This window comes from Streptomyces caelestis (assembly GCF_014205255.1).
In the GTDB taxonomy this organism is placed as follows: Bacteria; Actinomycetota; Actinomycetes; order Streptomycetales; family Streptomycetaceae; genus Streptomyces; species Streptomyces caelestis.
Map to the genome: position 1 here is coordinate 8,097,272 of NZ_JACHNE010000001.1, position 23,615 is coordinate 8,120,886.

Below are 23,615 nucleotides of genomic sequence, written 5' to 3' on the forward strand. Positions count from 1 at the left end.
AGGGGACACGACATGCGGGAGAGCCTGGGCCGGGCCCCGGGGTACGTCTTCGACAACGACAGCGTGCACAGCGACGAACTGCACCGCTGCCTCACCGACGCGTACGACGCGATGACCTTCGACAGGCTCGCCGAGACGGGAGTCACCACCGGGTGGCGGTGCCTGGACATCGGCTCCGGGAGCGGAAGCGTGGCCCGCTGGCTCGCCGAACGCGTCGCTCCCACCGGTGAGGTCATGGCCACCGACGTCAAACCGCACCACATTCAGGAAGGGCCGTGCCTGACCGCGGTCGAGCACGACGTGGTGACCGATCCGCTCCCCGAGGCCGCCTTCGACCTCGTCGTCGCCCGTCTCGTCCTGCAGCATCTGCCCCAACGGCTCGCCGTTCTCGACAAGCTCGTGCGCGCTCTGAAACCCGGAGGGTGGCTGCACATCGAGGAGTTCGACGCCTCCTACGAACCGCCCCTGCTTACCCCCGACGAGGAATCCGCGCGGCTCTACACGGCCTTCCTCGACGCCAAGTGCGCCGTCATGCGGGCCGGCGGGGGAGACCCCCACTGGGCCCGTCACGCGCCGGCCGCCATGCGTGCCGCGGGGCTCGTCGACATCGATCCTCGGCCCCGCATCGAGCTGCGCACCGCGGGGTCGCCCGGCCTGCGCATGCAGCTCAACCACACGTACCACCTGCGGGACGAACTCCTGGCCGCGGGCATGACCGAGGCGCAGCTGGCGGACGTACGGGCGCTGATGCGGGACCCGTCGTTCCGCGCAGCGTCCAGCGTCGTCTACTCGGTACACGGCCGCCGCCCGCGGACCGGCGAGCAGGGCGGCGCCCGATGACGCTCTGCGTACCGCGCGCCGGGTCCCCTGCCACGGCACCGGTGGCCGCCGGGGTCGCGGCGCACCTCCTCACCCTGGTGGGCGACCCCGCCACCGCCACCGTCGGGTGGGACATCGACTGGCAGGGCCCGCTCCGCGTCCCCCTGGCCGACGAGCGTGCCGTGCAGGCGGCCTGCGGGATCATGCACGTCCACGGCCGGGCGGCCGGACGCCCGGCCCCGCTCGCCGTCGACTACGCCTCCACGGTGGCGGGCGTCCTCGCGGCCCAGGGAGTCTGCGCGGCACTGCTCGCGCGGGCCGGCGGCGCCGACGTGAGGCAGGTACGGACGTCGGTCGGTCAGGCCGCGCTGCTGGCCCTGGCCCAGTACCTCGCGGCGGCGACGGCCGGCGGCGACGACCCGGAGGACTGCCCGCCGTCGCGTGCCGGCGCGGGGGAGGAACTCGCGCCCGCCGCTCGCCCGTTCGTCTCCGCCGACGGTGTGCGCTTCGAACTCGAAGCCCTCGACGCCGGTCGATGGCTGGACTTCTGGCGGCTGCTCGGCGCGGACCGCGCCGACACCGGCCGTGGATGGCGGTCGTTCCAGCAGAGGTTCGCCACCGCCACCTGCTCGCTGCCCCTTGCACTGCCCGCGACCGCGCGGCGTGCCCCGTTCACGGCGATCCGGTCGGCCGCGGACCGGTCGGGAGCCGCCGTGCTGCCCGTTCGGGAAGACCCCCCGCCGCCCACCGTGACGTCGCCATGGACACTCACGCCGTTCCCCGGCCCGGGCGGCACCACGACCGGCAGGGCCCGCACGAGCACGGACGGGGCGCCCCTGACAGGCCTGCGGGTCGTCGAGTCGGCACGACGTGTCCAGGGACCCCTGGCCGGCCACGTCCTACGGCTCCTGGGCGCCGACGTCGTACGGATCGAACCGCCCGGCGGTGACCCGATGCGCGGCATCCCCCCGATGGCCGGCGCGACGTCGGCCCGCTTCAGCGCCCTGAACGCCGGCAAGGCCGTCACGGAGATCGACTTCGCCACGGACGCCGGACGGCTGGCCGTCCGTGACCTCGTGTCCGAGGCCGACGTCTTCCTGCACAACTGGGCGCCGGGCAAGGCGGCCCGGCTCGGGCTGGACGCCGAGGACCTGCGGCCGGCGCGGCCCGGCCTTGTGTACGCGTGGGCATCAGGCTGGGGCGACGCCCTGGGGCCGGAACCACCCGTGGGGACCGACTACCTGGTCCAGGCGCACAGCGGCCTCGCCGCCGCCGTGCGGCCCGCGGACGAGCCGCCCGCGCCCTCCTTGATGACGCTCACCGACGTCCTCGGCGGGCTGGTCTGCGCGCAGGGCGTACTGGCGGCACTGCTGGCGCGGCTCCGCACCGGAAGAGGCGGCCGCGTGGACTCCTCCCTGTACTCCGCCGCCACCCTCGTTCCCCGAGGGCCGGAACGGCCCGCCGCGACGGACCGCCCGCTGCGCACGCGGGACGGCTACCTGGCGCTGGGACCCCGGGCCCGCGAGCGACCGGGGCTCCTCGCCCGGGCGCTCGGCCTCGGCGCCTCGGCGAGCGCGGACACGATCGCCTCCCGGGCCCGGACCCGGCCCACCGCGGACTGGCTGCCCGGGCTGGCGGCAGCGGGCGTGGCCGCCACGCCGGTGTGCACCAGCCTCGCGGACCTGGCCCGCGACCCGCGGTTCGCTCCGGCGCTGGCCGTGGGGGAGCACGCCGCTCCCCGCGCACCCTGGGAGTTCTCATGAGGACCGGATGGACATCGAACGCCGGCGTCGGGATCCGTGACCTGGTGCCGGCCCGGCTGCGGCGCGCCTGGTCCGAACAGGGCCTGTGCCCCGACCGGGACTTGTACACGCTCTTCTCCGGACACGTGAGGCGGCACCCCGGCCGGACGGCCGTCATCGACTCGGCCGGCTCGGTGGACTACGCGGGGCTGGACGCCCGGGTGCGACACATCGCCGCCCGGCTCGCCGAAAGCGGCCTGGGCGACCGGGACATCATCGCCGTACGCGTGCCCAACGGACGCGACGCGGTGGCCGCGGAACTCGCGGTCGCCGCCATCGGAGCGGTGGCGCTGCCCTATCCACCGGGGCCCGGCAGCCGAGGCCCGGCGAGCCTGCTCGCCCGCGCCCGAGCCCGCGCGGTCATCGTCAGCCACCTCTCCGACGCGGTTCCGGGCGCCCGACTCCCCTGGCTGGAATCCGTGTTCACCCTCGGGGAGGGCGGTCGGGCCGCGCAGTCACTCGCGGCGCCCGCGCGACAGCCCTTCCTGCCCCGGCCCGTCGACCCCGAGGCGCCCGCCCGCATCCTGGTCTCCTCCGGCTCCGAGGCCGACCCCAAGATGGTCGCCTACTCCCACAACGCGATGGCCGGCGGCCGCGCCACCTACGTACGCGCCCTGCACACCGGGGACGGCCCGATGCGCAACCTCGTGCTCGTCCCGCTGGCCTCCTCCTTCGGCTCCTGCGGCACCTCCGTCACGCTCGCCGCACTCGGCGGCACGCTGCTGGTGCAGGAGTCCTTCGACGCGGCCGAGGCGCTCCGCGTGATCGTCGAGCACCGTCCCACACACGTCTTCGGCGTGCCCACCATGCTGCGGCGCATCGCCGAACAACCACCCGCCCGGCGGGAGGACTTCACCGGTCTCCAGGCCGTCGTCTCCAGCGGCGCGGCCCTCCCGGACGCCACCGCCGAGGCGTGCCGCGCCCGGTTCGGCCGTCCTGTCATCACCGTCTACGGATCATCCGACGGCGTGAACTGCCACACCGCCGCCACCGGCCTCAGCCCCGAGACGGGCACCGGACTTCCCGACCCGGCCGTCGCGCGGATCCGCATCACCGACGACACCGGCGCTCCCGTGCCGGCCGGGCATCCCGGTGAGATCTGTGCCAGGGGCCCCATGACACCGCTGTGCTATGTCGCCGACCCCGGACTGGACGCCCGGTACCGCACTCCGACCGGCTGGGTGCGCACCGGCGACCGCGGGCTCCTGGACGACCGCGGCAGGCTCCACGTACTGGGCCGCATCAAGCAGATCGTCGTACGAGGCGGCTACAACATCAGCCCGGCGGAGGTGGAACGCGAACTCGCCGCGCACGCCGCCGTGGCCGAGGTGGCCTGCGTCGGTGTGCCCGACCCGGACCTGGGGGAACGCCTGTGCGCGTGCATCCGCCAGGCGCCCGGCGTGCCCCCACCGGACCTGCGGGAACTCACGACGTTCCTGGACTCCCAGCGCGGCCTCGAACGCCGGAAACTCCCCGAACTCCTGCTGCGCGTCGAGGAGATGCCACTCGGCCCCAGCGGAAAGATCTGCCGCCGGACCCTTGCGCTCATGGCTGCCCGTGAGACCTCCGACATCCGCTGACCGCCCACGACCGAAGGGTCTGCCCGCATGACGGCCATGACCGGAGAACAGATAGCGCATCCAGGGAGCGATATGAACAGCGTCGCCGTCATCGGACTTGGCTACACCGGTCTTCCCCTGGCCCGGGAGGCGTGCCGCGCCGGCATGCGTGTCATAGGGATCGATGAGAACCCGTCCGTCACCGCATCCCTGAACTCGGGCCGCTCACACGTCCCCGACGTCACCGATGCCGATCTCGCCGCCATGCTGGACGCCGGTTTCCGGGCGTCCGCCGACGAGAGCCGGCTGGCGGAGGCCTCGGTCGCCGTGATCTGCGTCCCCACACCCCTGGACGACACGGGCCGGCCCGACCTGTCCCATGTGCGACGCGCCGCCTCCGCTCTGGGGGACCGGCTGAAACCCGGCACCCTCGTCGTCCTGGAGTCCACGTCATTCCCGGGCACCACGGACGACGTCGTCCGCGGGATCGTGGAGCAGGCCTCCGGGCTCAGTGCCGGGACGGACTTCTCCCTCGCCTTCTCACCGGAGCGCATCGACCCGGGCAACCAGACCTTCGGTGTGCGCAACACCCCGCGCGTCGTGGGTGGTTACACCCGAACCTGCACGAGAGCCGCGGCCGACTTCTTCCGGCACTTGTGCGACCGAGTCGTGGAGGCAGGCTCCGCCCGGGAGGCCGAACTGGCGAAACTCCTGGAGAACACCTATCGCAACGTGAACATCGCCCTGGTCAACGAACTCGCCGTCGCCGCCCGAGCCCTGGGAGTCGACGTGTGGGAGGCTCTCGACTGCGCGCGCACGAAACCGTTTGGTTTCCAGGAGTTCCGGCCGGGACCGGGTGTGGGCGGGCACTGCATCCCGGTCGATCCCGTCTATCTCACACACTGGGCGCGCACCGGGGGGACCCCGCTGCGGCTGGTCGAGCTCTCGCAGGAGGTCAACGCCGGGATGCCGGCGCACGTCGTGCGGCGTGCCGAGCACTTGCTGCACGAGCGGGGAAGCGCCCTGCGGGACGCGCGGGTGCTGCTCGTCGGAGTGACCTACAAGCGCAACAGCACGGACCTGCGGGCCACCCCGGCCGCCGCGCTCGTCCGGCTGATGCGGCAGAGCGGCACCGACGTCACGTATCACGACCCGTTCGTGGACGCCTGGTCGCCGGGCGGCGAACCGGTGAAGCGGTCCGTCGACGCCCTGGCTGCCGCCGCGGACGCCGACCTCACGATTCTGGTGCAGGACCACGACACCGTTCCGCTGGACCGGTTGCCCGAGCACGCCCGACTGCTGCTGGACACCCGGGGCCGGCTGCGCGGCACCCGCGCCCATCAACTCTGAGTGGTGAAAACGATTATCATGTATCTTCGGTGCGTTCGGATCCCCTGAGGAGAAGCGAGGGCATCGATGCTGCGCTCACCGTCGAGACGTGTTCGAGGCTGGATCACCGCAGCGCTAGTGGGGTCCGTGCTGGTCGGATGCGGCGCGTCCACCGGGCCGGCGAGCGAGGATGCCGCCGCGGCCGGTACCAAGACCGACGTCACGGTGAAACCCATCAAGGCGACACGGGAGCTGACCGACACGAACGGCGTCAAGGTCTCCCTGGAGAAGGAACCGCGGCGCGTCGTCTGCCTGTTCGCGCTCTGCGACGACATCCTGACCGAGCTGGGCATCGTCCCCACGGCCACGAACAGCGAACTCCTCGCCCACCCCGCCTTCCTGGGGGAGAAGAGGGCGAAGGAGGTCGACGTCATTCCCGGCGGGTTCATCGCTCCCGAGGTGGAGGCGATCCTCTCCCACAAGCCCGATCTCGTCGTCGGCCTGGAGGACACCCACGGCAAGCTCGCCCCGGCCCTGAAGGACGCCACCACGTTCTGGCCCATGCAGCCCGAAACCTGGCAGGACAGCGTGGGGTACCTGCGCGATGTCGCCGCGCTCACCGGCCGCACCGCCGAAGGCGAGAAGGCCGAGAAGACCTTCCGTACCAAGCTCGCCGAGGCCGAGCGGACCAAGAGTGACAAGACCGCGCTCGTCATCTACGGCAGCGACGAGAACTTCGGTGTCGCCACGCCCGGGACGGACGTGGCCGGCGGGCTGTTCCCCAAGCTGGCGGGCTACCCCTGGAAGTCCCGCGGTGTGGAGGGAAGTTACAGCCTCGAAGAGATCCTCGCGCGTGACGTGGACGTGCTGTTCGTCGAGACGATCGCCTTCGGCGACGCGGACGGCAAGCTGTCGGAGAAGCTGGCGAAGAACCCGCTCTGGGAGAAGATCCCCGCCGTGCGGAACGGGGACGTCCACGAGGTGAACTCCGAAGTGTGGGCCAAGGGCCGCGGCACCCGCTCACTGGGCATCGTCCTCGACGAGGCCACGGCCGCGCTGCGGTGAGCGCGCCGACCGCCACGGACAGCGCGGTGGGCGGGGTGGCCTCGGGCGGGCGGCACCCGCGCTTCCGTGGGGGCCGGCACCTCGCGCTCGTCGGCCTGTTGGCTGCGGCGTCCGTCTGCGCACTGAGTCTCGGCACGCCCTATGTCCCGCTGCACCGGCTGCCCGGCGCGCTGCTGGACGCCGACCGCACGCTCGCCGGGATCGTCGTCACGGAACTCCGCGTGCCCCGGCTGGTGCTGGCGCTGGTCGTCGGGCTCTGCCTGGGCGCGGCGGGGCTCGTACTGCAGGAGGCGCTGCGCAACGCCCTGGCCGTCCCCGAGATGCTGGGCGTGTCGTCCGGGGCCGCGTTCGGGGTCGCCGCACCCCTGGTGCTGGCGGTGTCCATCCCCACCGCCGTCCAGCCCCTGCTGGCCATCGGCGGGGCCGTGCTCGGCGGCGGGCTCACGCTGCTCGCCGCCGGGCTGGGACGCAGCCCGTCCGCCGTCCTGCTCACCGGGGCCGCGGTCGCCGCCGCGTTGCAGGCCGCGCTGCTCGTGCTCATGGTGATGGCCGACCAGTTCGACCTCCAGTTGATCTACCGGTATCTGCTCGGCTCCCTCTCCGCCCGTACCTGGGACGACGTCACCGGGCTGTGGCCCTGGCTGCTCGTGGCGTTGCCCGCGCTCGTGCTGTGCGCGCCGGTGCTGTCGGTGCTGCGGCTGGGGGACGAGGACGCCGAGGCGCTGGGGGTGCGCGCGCAGCGGGCCCGGTTCGCCGCGCTGGCCATCGCCATCGTGCTGATCGCGCCCGTGACGGCCGTGTGCGGGCCGGTGGCGTGGGTCGGGTTCCTCGCCCCGCACCTCGCCAGGCGGCTCGATCCGGCGGCTGACGCGGTGCGCTGGCTGCCCTGGTCGGCGGCGTGGGGCGCGGTCGTGGTGGCCGTCGCCGACGTCCCGGCCCGGCTCGCGCTGGCACCCGTGGAGACACCGGTCGGCGCCTGGACGGCCCTCCTCGGTGTGCCCGTCGGCGTCGCCCTGCTCCGGTCGGGCCCCCGGAAGCCGACGGCTCGGCGAGGCGCGGCCCGCTCCGACGCCGCTCGCTCGGAGGCCCCGGCGACGGGTCCTGAAGCCGTGCCGACCGCAGGGAAGGAGACCCGGTGAAGCGGCGCTTCGCGGTGTTCGCCGCACTCGCCGTCCTGTGCGCCTGCGCGGAACTGCTGGCGGGGAGGGGGATGTCCCCGACGGTGGTCCGGGACGTCCTCGGCGGGGGCGGTGACGCGACGGAACGGCACATTCTGCTCCAGCTCCGCCTGCCCCGCATGCTGGTGGCCCTCGCCGCGGGGGCGTGCCTCGGCGTCGCGGGCCTGGTCCTGCAGTCCGCCCTGCGCAATCCGCTCGCCGGCCCGGAGGTCACGGGCGTGACGCCGGGCGCGGTGCTCGGGGCCGTCACCGCGACCGCTCTCGGACTCGCGGGGTGGCAATCGCCCCTCGCCGTCGTCGTCGCGGCCTGCGTGGGCGGGTGCACCGGAGCCGCGCTGCTGTGGCTGCTCGCGGGGCGCGGCCGGGGAGACCCCGCGCAGATCGCCTTGCACGGCGTGCTCGTCTCGGCGGTGCTCGGCGGACTCACCGCCATGGTGCTGCTCGTCGCGCCGGGTGAACTCGGCAGCGTCGTCCAGTGGCTCGTCGGCACGACCGAGGGTCGCGTGTGGCAGCACTGGCACCTGCTCTGGCCGTGGGCGCTCGTATGGGGTGCCGTGGCCTGGCTGCTGGCCGGGCCCCTGACCCTGCTGCGCTGCGGCGACGACATCGCCGGTGCCGCCGGGCTGTCCGCCGCGCGGGCCCGGACCCTCGCGCTGCTGTGCGCGGTGGCGCTGACGGCGGGAGCGGTGGCCGCCGTGGGAGCGCTGGGCTTCGTCGGACTGCTCGTGCCGCACCTCGCGCTGGCCGTGTTCGGTGCGGACCTGCGGATGACGCTGCCCGGCGCCGCCCTCGTGGGCGCGGCCGTGGTGTGCGGTTCGGACGCGGCCGCGCAACTGCTGTCGCGGCTGCTGGCGGTCGCACTGGACTCCGGGCGGCTCACCCTGCCGGTCGGGGCCCTCACCACCTGCGTCGGAGCCGCGCTGCTGCTGGCCGTCGTACGCCGCTCCCCGAGCCGAACGTTCTGATGTCGACGAAGGACAGAGCATGACCGAACCCGTGGGGATCCGCGTCGAGGGAGTCCACTTCGGCTACCCCGGACGCCCCGTGCTGCGCGGCGTCGACGTGACCGTCGAACCAGGCGAGCTGACCGCACTCATCGGCCTCAACGGCTGCGGCAAGTCGACCCTGTTGCGGCTGGCCGCCGGGCTGCTGCGGCCCGACGAGGGACGCGTGCTGCTCGGCGGGAACGACCTCGCCCGGCTCTCCCGCCGCGCCACCGCCCGCCGCGTCGCGCTGCTGCACCAGTCGGCCCCGGCCGTTCCCGGCATGACAGTGCGTCAACTCGTACGTCAGGGCCGCTACGCGGCGCGCGGCCCGCTCGGCATGCTGCGCGAGGGCGACGACCCCGTCGTACGGCGTGCGCTGCGCGATGTCGGCGTGGAGCACTGGGCCGAGCGGGACGTCGACGCGCTGTCCGGGGGCGAGCGGCAGCGGGTCCGGCTCGCGATGGCGCTCGCGCAGGACACCCGGGTCCTGCTGCTCGACGAGCCGACCACGTACCTGGACCTGCACCACCAGCTCGACGTGCTGCGGACCGTGGTGCGGCTGCGTGAGGAGCGGGGCCTCACCGTCGTGATGGTGCTGCACGACCTGGCCCACGCCGCCCGGTTCGCGGAGCGGATCGTGGCACTGCGGGACGGCCGCGTGGTGGCCGACGGGACCCCGAAGGGGGTCGTCACCCCCGAGCTGCTCGCGGACGTCCTGAAGGTGGCGGGGCGAGTCGGCCAGGACCCCGAGGGCGGCTGGCCGGTGTGCTACCCGGATCACCCGCTGCCGGCGGACGCATACGAGGGGACCTCGTGATCGTCCACCCCGAACTGCGTCGCGCCGCACGGCACGCACGGCGCCCCCTGCTCGCGGCCACCCTCCTGCAAGGGGCCGTCACCCTCACCCACCTCGCGCAGGCCGTGCTGCTGGCCGTCGCCCTCGCCGACGTGGCCACGGGCGACACCGGCCGGCTTCCGCCGCTCGTCGGGGCGGTGCTCGGCGTCGTCGTCGCCCGGGCCGGGCTCGGCTACGGGCAGCGGCGCACCGCCACCCGCGCAGGAGCGCAGGTCAGGGTCCGCCTGCGGGACGAACTCCTCGCCCACCTCGGACGGCTGGGACCCGCATACCTGACCACGGCGCGCGCCGGCGCCGTCCGCACCACCCTGGTCGACGGGGTCGAGGGCGTCGACGCCTACGTCTCCCGCTACCTGCCCCAGCTCCTCATCACCCTCTGCGTGCCGCCCCTGCTCCTCGCCGCCCTGGCGGCGGTCGAACCGGCCGCCCTCCTCGGCCTCGTCCCCGCCCTGCTGCTCGCCCTGTTCGGGCCGCGCGCCTGGGACCGGCTCCTCGCCAGGCGCGGCAAGGAACACTGGGACACCTACGAGCAGCTGGGCGCCGACTACCTCGAAGCACTGCAGGGCATGCCCGCGCTGCGGGCCGCCGGCGCCGTCGGCCGCACCCGGGAACGACTGGAGAAACGCTCGGCAGCGCTGCACCGGGCCACGGTCGCCAAGCTCCGCGTGTCGCTCGTCGACACCGGGCTCACCGACCTGGCCATCCAGGGCGGCACCGCGGCCGCCGCGCTGCTCGCCTGCTGGTCGGCCGTCACCGGATCCACCACGGCGACCGGCACCTACCTGGTGCTGCTCCTGGCCTCCGAGTGCTTCCGGCCGGTACGCGACCTGTCCCGCGAGTGGCACGCCGGATACCTGGGCGTGTCGGCCGCCGACGGACTCGCGGCACTGCGCACCGCCCGACCCGCCGTGCCCGACACCGCAACGGCACCGGCACACTGGCCCGGCCCGCCCGAGGTGTGCTTCCGGAACGTGGAGTTCACCTACGACGGTGCCGACGCGCCTGCGCTGCGCGAGGTCACCTTCACCGCCGAAGCGGGACGGACCACCGCCATCGTCGGCCCGTCCGGCGCGGGCAAGTCCACGCTGCTCGCCCTGCTCCTGCGCCACCGCGACCCACAGCGGGGCCGGATCACCGTCGACGGCCAGGACGTCACCGACTACACGCTCGACTCACTGCGGCAGGGCATCGCCGTCGTCTCCCAGGAGACCTGCCTCTTCCACGCCACCATCGCCGACAACCTGCGCCTGGCCCGGCCCGACGCCACGGACGACGACCTGATACGCGCCGCACGCACCGCGGGCATCCACGACGAGATCGCCGCCCTCCCCGACGGCTATGCCACCGTCCTCGGCGAACGCGGCGCCACCCTCTCCGGCGGCCAGCGCCAGCGCCTCGCCCTCGCCCGGGCCCTGCTGGCCGACGCTCCGGTGCTCGTGCTCGACGAGGCGACGAGCGCGGTCGACGAACGCCGCGAGGCGGACATCGCCCGCGAACTGCTGACCGCCGCGGGCGGCCGGACCGTCCTGGTGGTCGCGCACCGCCTCGCCGCCGTCCGGCACGCGGACCGCATCGTGGTGCTCGACGGAGGGCGCGTGGACGCCGTCGGCGCGCACGCCGCCCTCGTCGCGGCCGGGGGCGTCTACGCCGAGCTGGTCAAGGCGGGCCACACGCATGAAGGAGGGCTCGTCGCATGAGCAGCACCACCGGCGCCGGCGTCCCGCACGACAGCACCACCGGCACGTCCGTGCCCGCACGAGGCTCACTGCGTGCCCTGGTGCCGGCCCTCGGCGGACACCGGGCGATGATGGCCCGCACCTGCGCCGCGGCGCTCCTCGAACAGGGCTCTCTGGTCGCGCTGCTGACGCTGGCCGCGCACACCGTCGGTACCGCCGTCATCACCGGCCGCGCCCCCTCGGCCGGTACGGTCACCGCCCTGGTCGTCCTCGTCCTCGTACGCCCCCTGATGACCTGGCGCGAGATGGACCTCTCGCACGACCTGGCCTACCGGGTGCTGGCCGAGCTGCGTGTGCGGGTCTTCGACGGGCTCGCCCGCGGCGCACCCGCACGTGTGGCCGGCCGGCGCAGCGGGGACCTGGCTGCGACGGCGATGGGGGACGTGGAGGCGCTGGAGTTCTTCTACGCCCACACCACGGCCCAACTCCTCGCCTCCGGAGTGGTGTTCACCGGCGGAGCCACCGCGCTGGCCACGGTGGAGCCCTGGCTGCTGGCGGCGGTGCTGCCGGTCGCCGCGCTGCTCGCCGTGGCGCCCTTCGCCGACGCACGAGGTCGCGCCGATCGCGGGGCCCGTACCCGCGCGGCCGCCGCGAAGCTGTCGGCCGACACGGTGGAGGCCGTCGACGGGCTGCGTGAACTGCTCGCCTTCGGCGGGCTGTCCGAGCGGCGGGACCGTCTCGCCGAGCAGGGCCGGAGGGTGGGCGAGGCCCAGCGCGCGGAGGCCGGCTGGGAGGCCGGGGCCGCCGCCGTACGTGAGCTGCTCATCGTGCTCGCGGTCCTCGGCGTGGTCGCCGCCGCCGCGCAGTCCGTGACCTCCGGACGGCTGGACGGAGCGTGGGCCCCGGCAGCGATGGCGCTCGCCCTGTCCGTGCTGGGCCCGGTCGCCGAGTCGGCCAGGGCGCTGAGCCAGGCCGTGGGTCTGCGCGCCGCGGCCGCCCGTGTCGACGCGGCCGTGAAAGCGCCCGCCCTCGCTCCGCCGCCCGCCTCCCCCCGACCGCTTCCCCCGGGCCCGCTGGGCGTGCGGCTGCACCGGGTGAGTTTCGACTACGGGGGCCGGCCCGTGCTGGACGGGGTGGAGTTGACGGTTCCGGCGGGGCAGACCCTCGCCCTGGTCGGTGTCTCCGGCGCCGGCAAGTCCACCTGTGCCCATCTGCTGGCCCGATTCTGGGACCCGTCCGAGGGAGCCGTCCACCTGGTGCCCGGCGACGGCGCCTGCGTCGACCTGCGCGACCTGGCCGACACCGAACTTCGCCGTGCCGTCGCCGTCGTGGGACAGGACACCCCCCTCTTCCACGGCACCCTCGCCGAGAACCTGCGGCTCGCCGCACCGGACGCGGACGACGACCTCCTCGCCGAAACGGCCCGGTCGTGCGGCGTCGACCGGATCGCCCCCATGGACACCCTCGTCTCAGAGCGCGGCGCCACCCTCTCCGGCGGCCAGCGCGCCCGGATCGCCCTCGCCCGCGCCCTGCTGGCCGAGCCCCGGATCCTCGTGCTGGACGAGACCACCGCCCACCTGGACAACGCCGGTGACGCCCGACTCGCCACCGCGCTCGCCCAGGGCGACCGCACCACCATCGTCATCGCCCACCGCCCCGCCACCATCCGCCGCGCCGACCGCATCGCCGTACTCGAAGCCGGCCGCATCGCCGAGCAAGGCACCTGGGACGACCTCACCACCCGCCCCGACGGCGCGCTCAACCGTGTCCTGGCCGTCCACCGTGGGCAGTCGCCGGACAGGCTCCGCGCAGCCGGATCAGGTGACGCCGAGTGACCGCGAACGGCGGAACCGCGTTCTTGTCATGCAAACTGATGAGGCCACCAGCGAAGCCCAGCAGGTGGCGGTCGCCCGCATCGCCACGCACCATGAGGAGCTCCTCCAGCGCCACTACGGTGACGTCGCGTGCGCGTACGGGCCCCCGACCCTGACGGGTACCGCCGGCCGCCCGTGCCACAGCTACGGCTCGACCCAGGCCAGCCCGTCCTCCGACGCCACCAGACCGCCGGGCCGCAGCGGTGACTCGGTCTCCAACGGCCCCCCGAACAGCCCTCGTTCCTGCAGGACTGTCCCCTCCTGGAACACCTGCCGGAAGCTCTCGGACTCGTAGAGCGGATTGCGCAGGTCGTCGGCCTCCGGAAGGCGGCGCACGGCCCGCTCGAAGTCGTCGGCGACCGCGGTGAGCCGTTCGCCCGCCGGCTCGGCCCCGGTGAGCGACGCGTCGCCGGACGCCAGGCCGCCCACCAGCTCGACGAACGCCTCGAGTTCCGTCGTGCCGACGTTGGTGACCTTGCGGGCCTTCCAGAAGTACGACCGTTCGTCCTGGTGCATGTCGTAGAAGGAGACCAGGAACTCGTGGAACAGGCCGTACTCGTGCCGGTAGCGGGCCTCGAACTCGGCGAACAGACGGGTCTCGTCCAGGCCGCCTCCGTCGAGGCAGCCGTTGACGGACCGGGCGGCGAGCAGACCGCCGTAGGTCGCGAGATGGACCCCGCTGGACAGCACCGGGTCGACGAAGCACGCCGCGTCTCCGACGAGTGCCATGCCGGGCCGCCACAGCTGTGACTTCCAGTACGACCAGTCCTTGCGGACGCGGACCTTGTCGTAGGGCGCCTGCGTGGCCTGCGGGACACCGTCGAGGAAGCCGCGCACCTCCGGGCAGGCGTCGATCAGGCGGCGCCAGGCGGTCGCCGGGTCGCCCTGGACGGCCTCGGCGTGCTCGCGGGCGACCACGGCTCCGACGCTGGTCAGGTCGTCCCGGAGGGGGATGTACCAGATCCAGCCCTCGTCGAAGGCGGCACAGAAGACGTTGCCGTCGTTCGGTGCCGGGAGCCGCGCACCGCCGGCGAAGTAGCCGAACACCGCGATGTTGCGGAAGAAGTCGGAGTGGATCCGCTTTCCGCCGACGTGCGTGTGGATCCTGCTGCCGTTGCCGGAGGCGTCCACGACGTACCGGGCGGCGGCCTGGTGGATCTCGCCGTTCGGCCCGGTCCAGCGCACCCCGCGGACCCGCTCCTCGTCGGCGAGCACGCCGGTCACGCGGCAGCCTTCCCGTACGTCGACACCGACCCGGCGGGCGTTGTCCAGGAGGATCGCGTCGAACCGGGACCGCTCCACCTGGTAGGCGAACGAGGTCGGGTCGGCCAGCCGGGGCGACAGCGCGAAGGAGAACTGCCAGGGGTCCCGGTTGCGGCCCCAGCGGAACGTGCCACCGCGCTTCGGCTTGAAGCCCGCGTCCGCCAACGCGTCCTCGACACCGAGGATCCGGCATACGCCGTGCACGGTGGAGGGCAGCAGGGACTCGCCGATCTGGTACCGGGGGAAGGTCTCCTTCTCGACGAGGAGGACGCGATGGCCGTGCAGGGCGACGGCCGCCGAGACGGTGGCGCCGGCCGGCCCGCCGCCGACCACGATGAGGTCGAAGTTCTGCGAGGGCTTGGCGGAACTCACTGGTCTCCCTTCGCTGTTCGGGCTTCGATCCAGGTGCGGATCGCCGACACGGTGGTGTCCGCATGCTCCTGCATCATCGTCAGATGATCTCCGGGAACGTCGACGACGTCGTGCGCCGCGGGCCACGACGTCCGCCAGTCGTCCTCGTGGGCGGAGGCCGCCATGACGGGCGTGGGCCGCAGTGCGCGCACGAGGAGCGTGGGCGTGGCGACCGGTTCGGGGGTCCAATCGAGGAAGATCCGGTTGTAGGCACCGATCGCGGCCAGGGCGCTGTCGTCGCCCCCGGTGAAGAGGGGCTGTCCGGTGTCCTGCGGAGGTGGGGCGGCCAGGGACAGCAGCCAGTCCTTGCCGCTGTTGTCCGGCGTGATGTGGTAGGTGTCCAGCAGCACCAGGCCGGTCGGCGCCCGGCCCATGCTTTCCAGCTGGTGGGCCACCAGGTGCGCCACATTGCCGCCCGCCGACCGCCCTACGACCACGAAGGGCCCGTCCCCGACGTGCCGCAGCACGCTCTCGGCCTGCGTACGCGCCAGCGCGGCGCGGTCCTGCGGTACGGCGGCTCCGGTGCCGATTCCGGGGTGCGGGAACTCCAGGACCTCCACGGCCTCCAGGTCGTCGCGGAAAGCGCGGTGGAAGCGAGGGAAGTCCCCGCCGTCCGAGGCGAGCGACGGATGGTAGGCCGGGAAGTAGGCCACCGTCGGCCTGCCGGAGCCGGAGCCGGAGCCGGAGCCGGAGCCCGAGCCCGAGCGGCCGGGGGAGCGGCGGATCGGAGGCAGCGCGTGCTCGCGGCCCTGGGCGGCCGTGAAGGCGGGCAGCGCCCAGGACGCGGTGACGAGCAGATGCATCGCCGCCACCGGTTGTCCGGCGGCACTCACCGTCCGGAACAGGGAGGAGAGGGTGTACGCGGGCCGCTCGGACCCTGTGGCCTCGGTGACGTCTGCGGTCGCGGGGGCGGCCGCGGCGGCCGGTTCGCCGTCCAGCAGGCCGAGCAGGTGGCGCGCCAGTTCCTCGGCCGTGCGGTGCTCGAACACCACCGCGGCCGACAGCCGGAGCTTCAGCGCCATGCTCAGCCGGTTGCGGATCTGCACGGCGGTCAGGGAGTCGAATCCCAGGTCGGCGAGACTCTTGCCGGCCGGGAGCGCGTCGGCGTGCGGGTAGCCGAGCACGGCGGCCACATCGGCCCGCAGCGACTTTGTGAGCGCCGCCTCCCGTTCGCCCGGAGGCAGGGCGGCCAGCCGCTTCCGCCAGGCTCCCGGCTCCAGCATCTGCCCAGGTGACCCGGGCGAGCCGGCGGACCCCGAGGGCGTCGCCGCGGCGGTCGGCCGGTGCTGCCGGACCAGGCCGCGCAACAGCGGTGGCAGGTGCCCCGCACCGGACCTGAGCACCCCCCGGTCCAGCAGGATCGGTGCCAGGACCGGCTCCGTCGAGCCCAGCGCGGCGTCGAACAGGGCCAGGCCCTGCCGCGTGGACAGCGGCACGAGCACGTCACGTGAGTGTGAGCGCTGCGGAGGCGGGCCCGCCGCCATCCCGCCGGCGTGCTCCCACGGGCCCCACGCCAGCGAGACCGCCGGCAGTCCCTCGGCGGCACGGCGGTGGGCGAGGGCATCGAGGAACGCGTTCGCGGCCGCGTAATTGCCCTGGCCCGCCCGGCCGAGCAGACCCGAGACGGAGGAGAAGAGGACGAACGCCGAAAGACCCATGTCCCGGGTGAGTTCGTGCAGGTTCCAGGCCGCGTCGGCCTTCGGCCGCAACACGGCCGCCATCCGCCCGGGGGTCAGCGAGTCCAGCACGCCGTCGTCGAGCACCCCGGCAGCGTGCACCACAGCGGTCAGCGGCGGCTCGCAGCGCTTGACCACCTCGGCCAGCGCGGCACGGTCGGCCGCGTCACAGGCGACGATGCCGACCCGTGCCCCCAACCCCTGAAGCTCGCCGCGCAGTTCCGCTGCGCCGGGTGCCTGCGGCCCACGGCGGCCGGTCAGCAGCAGATGCCGGACGCCGTGTCGGGCGACCAGGTGACGGGCCAGGTCCGCGCCCAGCGCGCCGGTGCCTCCGGTGATCAGCACCGTGCCGCCCGCGTCGAAGGCAACCCTCGCGCCCGAGACATCACCGGCCGCGGCCAGTCGCGGAACCGTCACCTGCCCGGCCCGCACCCGGAGTTGCGACTCGCCGGTGGCGACGGCCGACGGCAGCATCCGCAGCGACTCGGGCCGCCCGTCGACATCCACCAGGACGACACGACCGGGCAGTTCCGACTGTGCCGTGCGCACCAGTCCCCAGATCGCCGCACCCGCCGGGTCCGGCACCGGCCCGTGGGCATCCCGCGTCACCACCACCAGCCGTGAGCCCGCCGTGCCCGGATCGTCCTGCCAGTCCTGGAGAGCCTTGAGCACTCGGGCCGTCACCTCATAAGTGGTGGAGAGCGGATCAGAGCCGGTCGCACGGGCGATGGCCGTGACGGCGACGAGTTCGGGACGCACGCCGCCTGGCAGGAATTCGGCGAGATGCAGCGCGTCCGGCCCGCGCACGGCCCAGACGGGTCCATCGGCGTCGCCCGAGACAGCGCCGGAGAGGTCGAGGGCGGACCACCGAGGGCACAACAGAGCCCTTCGTACGATGTCGTCCGTCTTGTTGTCCGTCGTGTCGGCCCGGTCGGCTCGGTCTGCCCGGCCGGCCGGGAGTTCGCGGGTGGCCAGCGAGTCCACGCGTGCCACGAGGCGGCCGGACGGGTCGGACAGGGTCAGCGAGACCGTGTCCGGGCTCGTCGACGTCACCCTGACCCGCAACTCCGTGGCTCCCGTGGCGTGCAGGCTCACCCCGCTCCACGCGAACGGCACCCGGACCGTGCCGGTGTCGGCGGACGCGGCCAGCAGCGGCGCGTGCAACGCGGCGTCGAACAGCGCCGGATGGAGTCCGAAGCGGCCCGCTTCCGACGTGCACGACGCGGGCAGCCGGACCTCCGCGAAGACGTCGTCGCCGCGCCGCCAGACCGCGCCGACCCCCTGGAAGGCGGGCCCGTAGGCGAGGCCGGCGTCGGCGAGGGCGGCGTACGCACCGGTGAGATTCACCGTTTCGGCGCCCTGGGGCGGCCACTGGGCCGGCTCGTCCTGCGCAGCGTGACCTCGGCCCAGCTGTCCCGAGACGTTCCGGGTCCACGGGACGTCCTCGGCGAACTCCTCCGGGCCCTGCGGTACCTCCGGCCGGGAGTAGACGTCGACCGGCCGCCGGCCCGAGTCGTCGTCCCGCTCACCCACCACGACCTGGACCCGCACCCCCGCGGAACCGGGCAGGGCGAGCGGCGACAGCATCACGAGTTCGTCGACCGCGTCGCAGCCGACCTCCTCGCCCGCCCGCATGGCCATCTCCACGAACACCGTCGCCGGCACGACGACCCTCCCGGCGACGACATGGTCCGCGAGCCACGGGTGGGTCGCGAGGGACACCAGCCCGGTCAGCACCGTCCGTCCGGTGTCCGGCACCGGGAACGCCGGGCCCAGCAGGGCGTCCGCGTCGGCCGAAGCCGGGCGCGGCGCGTCCAGCCAGTACCGCTGCCGCTGGAAGGCGTAGGTCGGCAGGTCCACGCGGCACGCGCCGGAACCGGCGTACACCGCCGCCCAGTCGACAGCGGCGCCGGCCACATGCAGCCGCGCCACGGCCGACAGGAGCGTCTGAGGTTCGTACGCATCGCCTCGTGTGGCCGCGGCGAGGACGGAGGCGCTCGTGGACGCGTCGGTCAGGCAGTCGGCGGCCGCCGCGGTGAGTACGGGCCCGGGGCCGAGTTCCAGGTAGGCGGAGACTCCGTCGTCCGAGAGCCGGCACATGGCGTCGGCGAACCGCACGGGCAGCCGGGCGTGCCGCGCCCAGTACTCGGGTGAGCACAGTTCCGCGGGCTCGGCGAGGCGGCCGGTCACGGTGGAGATGATCGGGATACGCGGCGGTCGGAAGGTCAACTCCCGTGCGACGGCGACGAACGCGTCGAGCATCGGTGCCACCAGGGGCGAGTGGAAGGCGTGACTCACCCGCAGCCGTACTGCCCTGCGGCCGCGCGCCTCGAAGCGGGCCGCGACCGCGAGCACCGCGTCCTGTGCGCCCGAGATCACCACGGAACGAGGCCCGTTGACGGCCGCGACGGCCACCTGAGCCGCCTTCGTTCCGAACTCCGCGAGCGCCGTGACGACTTCCTCCTCGGTCCCCTCCAGCGCCACCATCGCGCCCCCGTCGGGCAACGCCCGCATCAGCCGGCCGCGCGCGGCGACGAGCGCCGCGGCATCGGGCAGATCGAGCACGCCGGCGACATGCGCGGCCGTCAGCTCGCCGACGGAGTGACCCACCAGGCGGTCGGCTCGCAGACCCCACGATTCGAGCAGCCGGAACAACGCCACCTCGAAGACGAACAGTCCGGCCTGGGCGAAGTCCGTACGGTCCAGCAGAGCCGCTTCCGGCGAGCCCGGCTCGGCGGACAGCACGGCGCTCAGCGGCCGGGGGAGACGGTCGTCCAGGGACCGGCAGACCTCGTCGAAGGCGTCGGCGAAGACAGGGAAGGCGGCGCGTAGTTCGGCCCCCATGCGGGGGCGCTGGGCGCCTTGTCCGGTGAACAGGAAGGCCGTTCGGACCCCCGGGTCCGCCAGTCCTCGCACGACTCCTGGTGTTTCCCGGCCCTGTGCGAACGCGCGCAGCGCGTCCAGCATCCGGGTCCGGTCACCGGCCGGGACGAGCGCGCGATGGGTGAGGGCGGCGCGCGACACCGCCAGGGAGTAGGCGACGTCGGTGGGCGACAGGCCCGGCCGGTTCGCCGCGTCGGCCGCGAGCCGTCGGGCCTGGGCACGTAAGGCCTTCTCGTCGGCGGCGGAGAGCAGTAAAGGAACGGGCGGCGTCGCAACTGTCCCCGAGGAGAGCGCCGAGGGCCGAACGGGCGGCACCGCGGCTGTCCCCGCGGAGACCGCCGTCTCTCCCTCCGGCGCCTCCTCCAGAATCACATGCGCGTTGGTCCCGCCGATCCCGAAGGCCGAGACCCCTGCCCGCCGGGGCCGGTCCGAGGCCGGCCAGGACCGGGGGGCGGTCAGCAGTTCCACCCGGCCGGAGGACCAGTCGACGTGCGGTGTGGGCGAGTCGGCGTGCAGGGTCCGGGGCAGTTCGCCGTGCCGCATGGCCTGCACCATCTTGATGACGCCGGCGACTCCGGCCGCCGCCTGCGTGTGCCCGAGGTTGGACTTGACCGACCCGAGCCACAGCGGCTGCTCGCGGCCCTGTCCGTACGTGGCCAGGAGGGCCTGCGCCTCGATGGGGTCGCCCAGCCGGGTGCCCGTACCGTGGGCCTCCACCGCGTCCACGTCACCGGCGCGCAGCCCCGCGTCCGCCAGCGCCCGGGTGATCAGCCGCCGCTGTGCCGGACCGTGGGGCGCGGCGAGCCCGTTGGACGCGCCGTCGGAGTTCACGGCGGAGCCGCGGAGCACGGCCAGGACCGGGTGGCCGCCCCGTCGCGCGTCGGACAACCGCTCCAGCAGGACGAGTCCCACGCCCTCGCCCCAGGCCGTACCGTCGGCCTCCGCCGAGAACGACTTGCAGCGCCCGTCCGGCGACAGCCCGCGCTGCCGGCTGAACGCGAGGAACGGCTTGGGCGTCGCCATGACCGTGACCCCGCCGGCCAGCGCCAGCGAGCACTCGCCCGAACGCAGCGCCCGCGCCGCCCAGTGCAGCGCCACCAGCGAGGACGAGCACGCGGTGTCGACCGTGATCGCGGGACCGCGCAGACCGTACACGTACGAGAGCCGCCCGGAGGCCACACTGCCCGCCGAGCCCAGCCCCAGATGCGCCTCCAACTCGTGGTAGCGGGTGAAGCGGGCGGAGTAGTCGCCGTACATCAGGCCCAGGAACACGCCGGTGTCGCTCTCGCGCACCGACGCCGGGTCGATCCCGGCCCGCTCCCACACCTCCCAGGACGTCTCCAGGAGCAGCCGCTGCTGCGGATCCATCGCGAGCGCCTCGCGCGGCGAGATCCCGAACAGCCCGGCGTCGAACTCCGCGGCCCGGTGCAGGAACCCGCCGTGTCGCGTGTACGACGTGCCGATCCGGTCGGGATCGGGGTCGTACAGGGCGTCCAGGTCCCAGCCGCGGTCGGCCGGGAACGCCGAGATGGCGTCCCGCCCCTGCGACACCAACTCCCACAGGTCTTCCGGGGAGTTGACGTCACCGGGATACCGGCAGCCCATGGCGACGATCACGACGGGGTCGTCCTCGGGAGGTCGGCCCTGTCCGCCGTACACCTTGGTGCGCCCCACCGCCTCGCGCTCGAACAGCGCCACGCGCAGGTACCGGGCCACCCCGGCCGGTGTCGGGTGGTCGAAGACCAGCGTCGACGGCAGGCTCAGGCCGGTCAGCGCGCCGAGCCGGTCCACCAGCTCGACGACGCCGACGGATGTCATGCCGAGATCGGCGAACGGGCTGTCCGCGTCGGGCAGATCACCCGGGGTGCGCCGGCAGACCCCGGCCGTTTCGGTGAGCACCGTTTCGCGGAGCGCGCGCTCCTGGTCGTCGCGGGAGAGGGGCAGGAGCCGCTCACGCAGCGCGGTCCGGGCGGTATCGGCCGCGGCCGAGGCGGCCGGGGCGGGGGCGACCAGCTCGTGCCGGGCGATCTTGCCGGACGCGGTGCGCGGGACGGCGGTGATCTCGCGGATCTCGGCCGGCACCTTGTAGTCGGCCAGCCGGGTCCGGCACTCGGCGAGCACCTGCCGTGCGTCGATCCCGTCCGGACCCGGTACGACGTAGGCGACCGGCACCTCGCCGAGCACGTCGTGCGGCACACCCACGACCACGGCCTCGGATACGCCGGGACACCGCGCCAGGGCCTGCTCGATCTCCGTCGGGTGGATGTTCTCGCCGCCGCGGATGATCAGCTCGCTGACCCGGCCGGTGAGCCGGAGATGGCCGTGCTCGACGCGGCGGCCCAGGTCGCCGGTGCGGTACCAGCCGTCCCGCAGAGCGGCGGCCGTCGCCTCGGGCTGCTCGTGGTACCCGGTCATCAGGCTCGGCCCCCGCACCCAGATTTCGCCCTCGGCGCCGTCCGGGACGTCTCCGCCGCTTCGCGGGCCGACGACGCGTACGTCCATGCCCGGGACGGGCGGACCGCAGGAACCGTCGACCCTGGGCCCCTCGGGGCGGTTCACCGCGATCATGCCGCAGGTCTCGGTACTGCCGTACGCGTCCAGCAGCGGCGCCCCGAGGGTCTCCTCCGCGGCCGCGCGCAGCGCGGGGCCGCTCGGGGCGCCGGCCACGACGCACATCCGCAGCGCCGGCGGGGCCTCGCCGCCCGAGTCGAGCAGCCGGTGATACGTCGCGGGGACACCGGCCAGCATGGTGAAGGGCCCGCCGAGCCCCGCGTGTGCGGTGAGCAGCTCCTGCCGCAGACCGCCCGGCGGCAGCAGGTCACCGGCGATCCGGGCGCTCGCGCCCACGGCCGTCACGCCCAGGATCGCGAGCGAGTGGCTGAAGCTGTGGAACAGCGGAAGCGGCCAGAGCAGGCGGTCCTCGGGCGAGAGACCGAAGATCGGGGCGTAGCAGGCGGCCACCGACCACAGCGCGGCCCGCTGCGTGGACAGCACACCTTTGGGCCGGTGCGTGGTGCCGGAGGTGTAGAGCATCCAGGCCGGATCGTCGAGGCCGAGCAGGTCGATCCGCGCGGCCCCGTCGCTCTCGGCCGCGCTCTGAAACAGCTGGGCGCCGTCCGGGACCGGGCCGGTCCCGGTGACCAGGACGCCCAAGCGGTCGTAGGGCGGTCCCAGGCGCTGTAAGCGCGCGAGGCGCGCGGCGTCGGTGACGACGAACGCGGCGCCGCTGTCCTGGAGGAAGTGGGCCAGCTCGGCGTCGGAGGACCGCGGGTTCAGCGGGACGCCCACCATCCCGGCCCGCAGGACGGCGAGGCAACTCTCCACCGACTCCACGCAGTTGCCGAGGCAGATCGCGACGCGGTCACCGCGACGCAGTCCTGTCCGGATGAGATACGCCGCCAGCGACCGCGTGCGCCGCTCCAGCCCGGCGTAGGTGACGCTCCGCGAGGAGTCGGAGTAGGCGACCCGTTGCCCGGCCACCTCGGCGTGCTGCCGTAACAGCTCCGGCACCGGCCGGACGAGCTCGTCACGCCTCATTGTCTCCGCCTTCCCAGTCCCTCGCGCTCAACGATGTCGAGCGTAGAGGTTGCCGACCGGCGAAGAGGGCTACTCGGACGGCCCGCCCCAGTGGACCCACGGCAGCAAGGAGGTACCCCCATGGCCGGCAACGGAGCGCACGTGACCACCGTCCGGAGCCCTGTCCCCCCGCAGGAGCTCTCCGGGATCGTCGGCCACCGCTTCATCTACACCTACGCCAACGGCTGGCAGTACGAGATGTACGTGAAGAACCCGACCACGATCGACTACCGGATCCACTCCGGCATGGTGGGCGGCCGCTGGGTGAAGGATCAGCAGGTCGACCTCGTCCAACTGGACGACGACCACTACAAGATCTCCTGGAACGAGCCCACCGGTACGTCGGTCTCCGTCAATGTCATGCCCGGCAAGCGCCGGCTGCACGGCGTGATCTTCTTCCCGCACTGGGTCGAGGAACACGGCGAACGCACCGTCCTTTACCAGAACGACCATCTCGACGAGATGCGCGGGTACCGCGACGAGGGCCCGACCTACCCGATCTACGTCGTCCCGGAATTCGCCAAGATCACCCTCTTCGAGTACGTCGGCCCCGACGACGACACGGTCATCGCCACGGCCCCCGAAGACCTCCCGCAGGGCTGGTCCGACCGCACCAACTGACCGTCTGTCCGGCGTCGGCCCTCACGATGGCCGCCGGCCCC

Annotated in this window: 13 protein-coding genes; 11 read left to right on the forward strand and 2 right to left on the reverse strand. The window is 73.8% G+C overall.

What is annotated here, in order from left to right:
* Nucleotides 1-12 precede the first annotated feature (12 nt).
* The 10 genes from HDA41_RS36670 (at nt 13) to HDA41_RS36715 (ending at nt 13,105) form a co-directional block, all read left to right on the forward strand.
* Nucleotides 13-840 carry a methyltransferase domain-containing protein gene (locus tag HDA41_RS36670; RefSeq protein WP_184991761.1) on the forward strand — a complete coding sequence of 276 codons (828 nt, stop codon included), beginning with the start codon at nt 13-15 and terminating at the stop codon, nt 838-840.
* Nucleotides 837-2,582, forward strand: coding sequence for a CoA transferase (locus tag HDA41_RS36675; RefSeq protein ID WP_184991764.1), 1,746 nt, complete (start codon nt 837-839; stop codon nt 2,580-2,582). Before HDA41_RS36670 ends, HDA41_RS36675 begins: the two co-directional genes overlap by 4 nt.
* Nucleotides 2,579-4,201, forward strand: coding sequence for a class I adenylate-forming enzyme family protein (locus HDA41_RS36680; protein WP_184991766.1), 1,623 nt, complete (start codon nt 2,579-2,581; stop codon nt 4,199-4,201). Before HDA41_RS36675 ends, HDA41_RS36680 begins: the two co-directional genes overlap by 4 nt.
* A gap of 72 nt (nt 4,202-4,273) precedes the next feature.
* A complete protein-coding gene (locus HDA41_RS36685; protein WP_184991777.1) occupies nt 4,274-5,530 on the forward strand; it encodes a nucleotide sugar dehydrogenase in 1,257 nt (418 codons plus the stop codon).
* Nucleotides 5,531-5,596: 66 nt separating this feature from the next.
* Nucleotides 5,597-6,574 (forward strand): ABC transporter substrate-binding protein, encoded by a 978-nt coding sequence (locus HDA41_RS36690; protein ID WP_376706839.1) that lies wholly within the window; start codon nt 5,597-5,599, stop codon nt 6,572-6,574.
* Nucleotides 6,575-6,672: 98 nt separating this feature from the next.
* Entirely contained in the window at nt 6,673-7,713 is a 1,041-nt protein-coding gene (locus HDA41_RS36695; RefSeq protein ID WP_230299524.1) for a FecCD family ABC transporter permease, read from the forward strand.
* Nucleotides 7,710-8,717 carry a FecCD family ABC transporter permease gene (locus HDA41_RS36700; RefSeq protein ID WP_184991779.1) on the forward strand — a complete coding sequence of 336 codons (1,008 nt, stop codon included), beginning with the start codon at nt 7,710-7,712 and terminating at the stop codon, nt 8,715-8,717. Before HDA41_RS36695 ends, HDA41_RS36700 begins: the two co-directional genes overlap by 4 nt.
* A 19-nt stretch (nt 8,718-8,736) precedes the next feature.
* On the forward strand, nt 8,737-9,555 hold the full coding sequence (locus HDA41_RS36705) for an ABC transporter ATP-binding protein (RefSeq protein WP_184991781.1): 819 nt from the start codon (nt 8,737-8,739) through the stop codon (nt 9,553-9,555).
* Complete coding sequence (locus tag HDA41_RS36710) at nt 9,552-11,291, forward strand: ABC transporter ATP-binding protein/permease (protein ID WP_184991783.1); 1,740 nt, start codon at nt 9,552-9,554, stop codon at nt 11,289-11,291. The genes HDA41_RS36705 and HDA41_RS36710 overlap by 4 nt, the downstream gene beginning before the upstream one ends.
* Nucleotides 11,288-13,105 (forward strand): ABC transporter ATP-binding protein, encoded by a 1,818-nt coding sequence (locus HDA41_RS36715; RefSeq protein ID WP_184991784.1) that lies wholly within the window; start codon nt 11,288-11,290, stop codon nt 13,103-13,105. Before HDA41_RS36710 ends, HDA41_RS36715 begins: the two co-directional genes overlap by 4 nt.
* Before the next feature lie 183 nt (nt 13,106-13,288).
* Here the strand turns inward: HDA41_RS36715 and HDA41_RS36720 are convergent, their stop codons facing one another.
* Nucleotides 13,289-14,779 carry a tryptophan 7-halogenase gene (locus tag HDA41_RS36720; RefSeq protein WP_184991787.1) on the reverse strand — a complete coding sequence of 497 codons (1,491 nt, stop codon included), beginning with the start codon at nt 14,777-14,779 and terminating at the stop codon, nt 13,289-13,291.
* Nucleotides 14,776-22,914: a type I polyketide synthase gene (locus HDA41_RS36725; protein WP_184991789.1), complete on the reverse strand. Its 8,139-nt coding sequence runs from the start codon at nt 22,912-22,914 to the stop codon at nt 14,776-14,778. Before HDA41_RS36725 ends, HDA41_RS36720 begins: the two co-directional genes overlap by 4 nt.
* A gap of 120 nt (nt 22,915-23,034) precedes the next feature.
* Between HDA41_RS36725 and HDA41_RS36730 the strand changes: the two genes are divergently transcribed.
* Nucleotides 23,035-23,574, forward strand: a complete 540-nt coding sequence (locus HDA41_RS36730; RefSeq protein WP_221511685.1) for a phenolic acid decarboxylase — start codon at nt 23,035-23,037, stop codon at nt 23,572-23,574.
* Nucleotides 23,575-23,615 lie beyond the last annotated feature (41 nt).

What these genes read in the sequence shown, in the direction of transcription:
- HDA41_RS36670 (WP_184991761.1), top strand. Translation starts at nt 13, where the DNA reads ATGCGGGAGAGCCTGGGCCGGGCCCCGGGGTACGTCTTCGACAACGAC.
- HDA41_RS36675 (WP_184991764.1), top strand. Translation starts at nt 837, where the DNA reads ATGACGCTCTGCGTACCGCGCGCCGGGTCCCCTGCCACGGCACCGGTG.
- HDA41_RS36680 (WP_184991766.1), top strand. Translation starts at nt 2,579, where the DNA reads ATGAGGACCGGATGGACATCGAACGCCGGCGTCGGGATCCGTGACCTG.
- HDA41_RS36685 (WP_184991777.1), top strand. Translation starts at nt 4,274, where the DNA reads ATGAACAGCGTCGCCGTCATCGGACTTGGCTACACCGGTCTTCCCCTG.
- HDA41_RS36690 (WP_376706839.1), top strand. Translation starts at nt 5,597, where the DNA reads ATGCTGCGCTCACCGTCGAGACGTGTTCGAGGCTGGATCACCGCAGCG.
- HDA41_RS36705 (WP_184991781.1), top strand. Translation starts at nt 8,737, where the DNA reads ATGACCGAACCCGTGGGGATCCGCGTCGAGGGAGTCCACTTCGGCTAC.
- HDA41_RS36715 (WP_184991784.1), top strand. Translation starts at nt 11,288, where the DNA reads ATGAGCAGCACCACCGGCGCCGGCGTCCCGCACGACAGCACCACCGGC.
- HDA41_RS36725 (WP_184991789.1), bottom strand. Translation starts at nt 22,914, where the DNA reads ATGAGGCGTGACGAGCTCGTCCGGCCGGTGCCGGAGCTGTTACGGCAG.
- HDA41_RS36730 (WP_221511685.1), top strand. Translation starts at nt 23,035, where the DNA reads ATGGCCGGCAACGGAGCGCACGTGACCACCGTCCGGAGCCCTGTCCCC.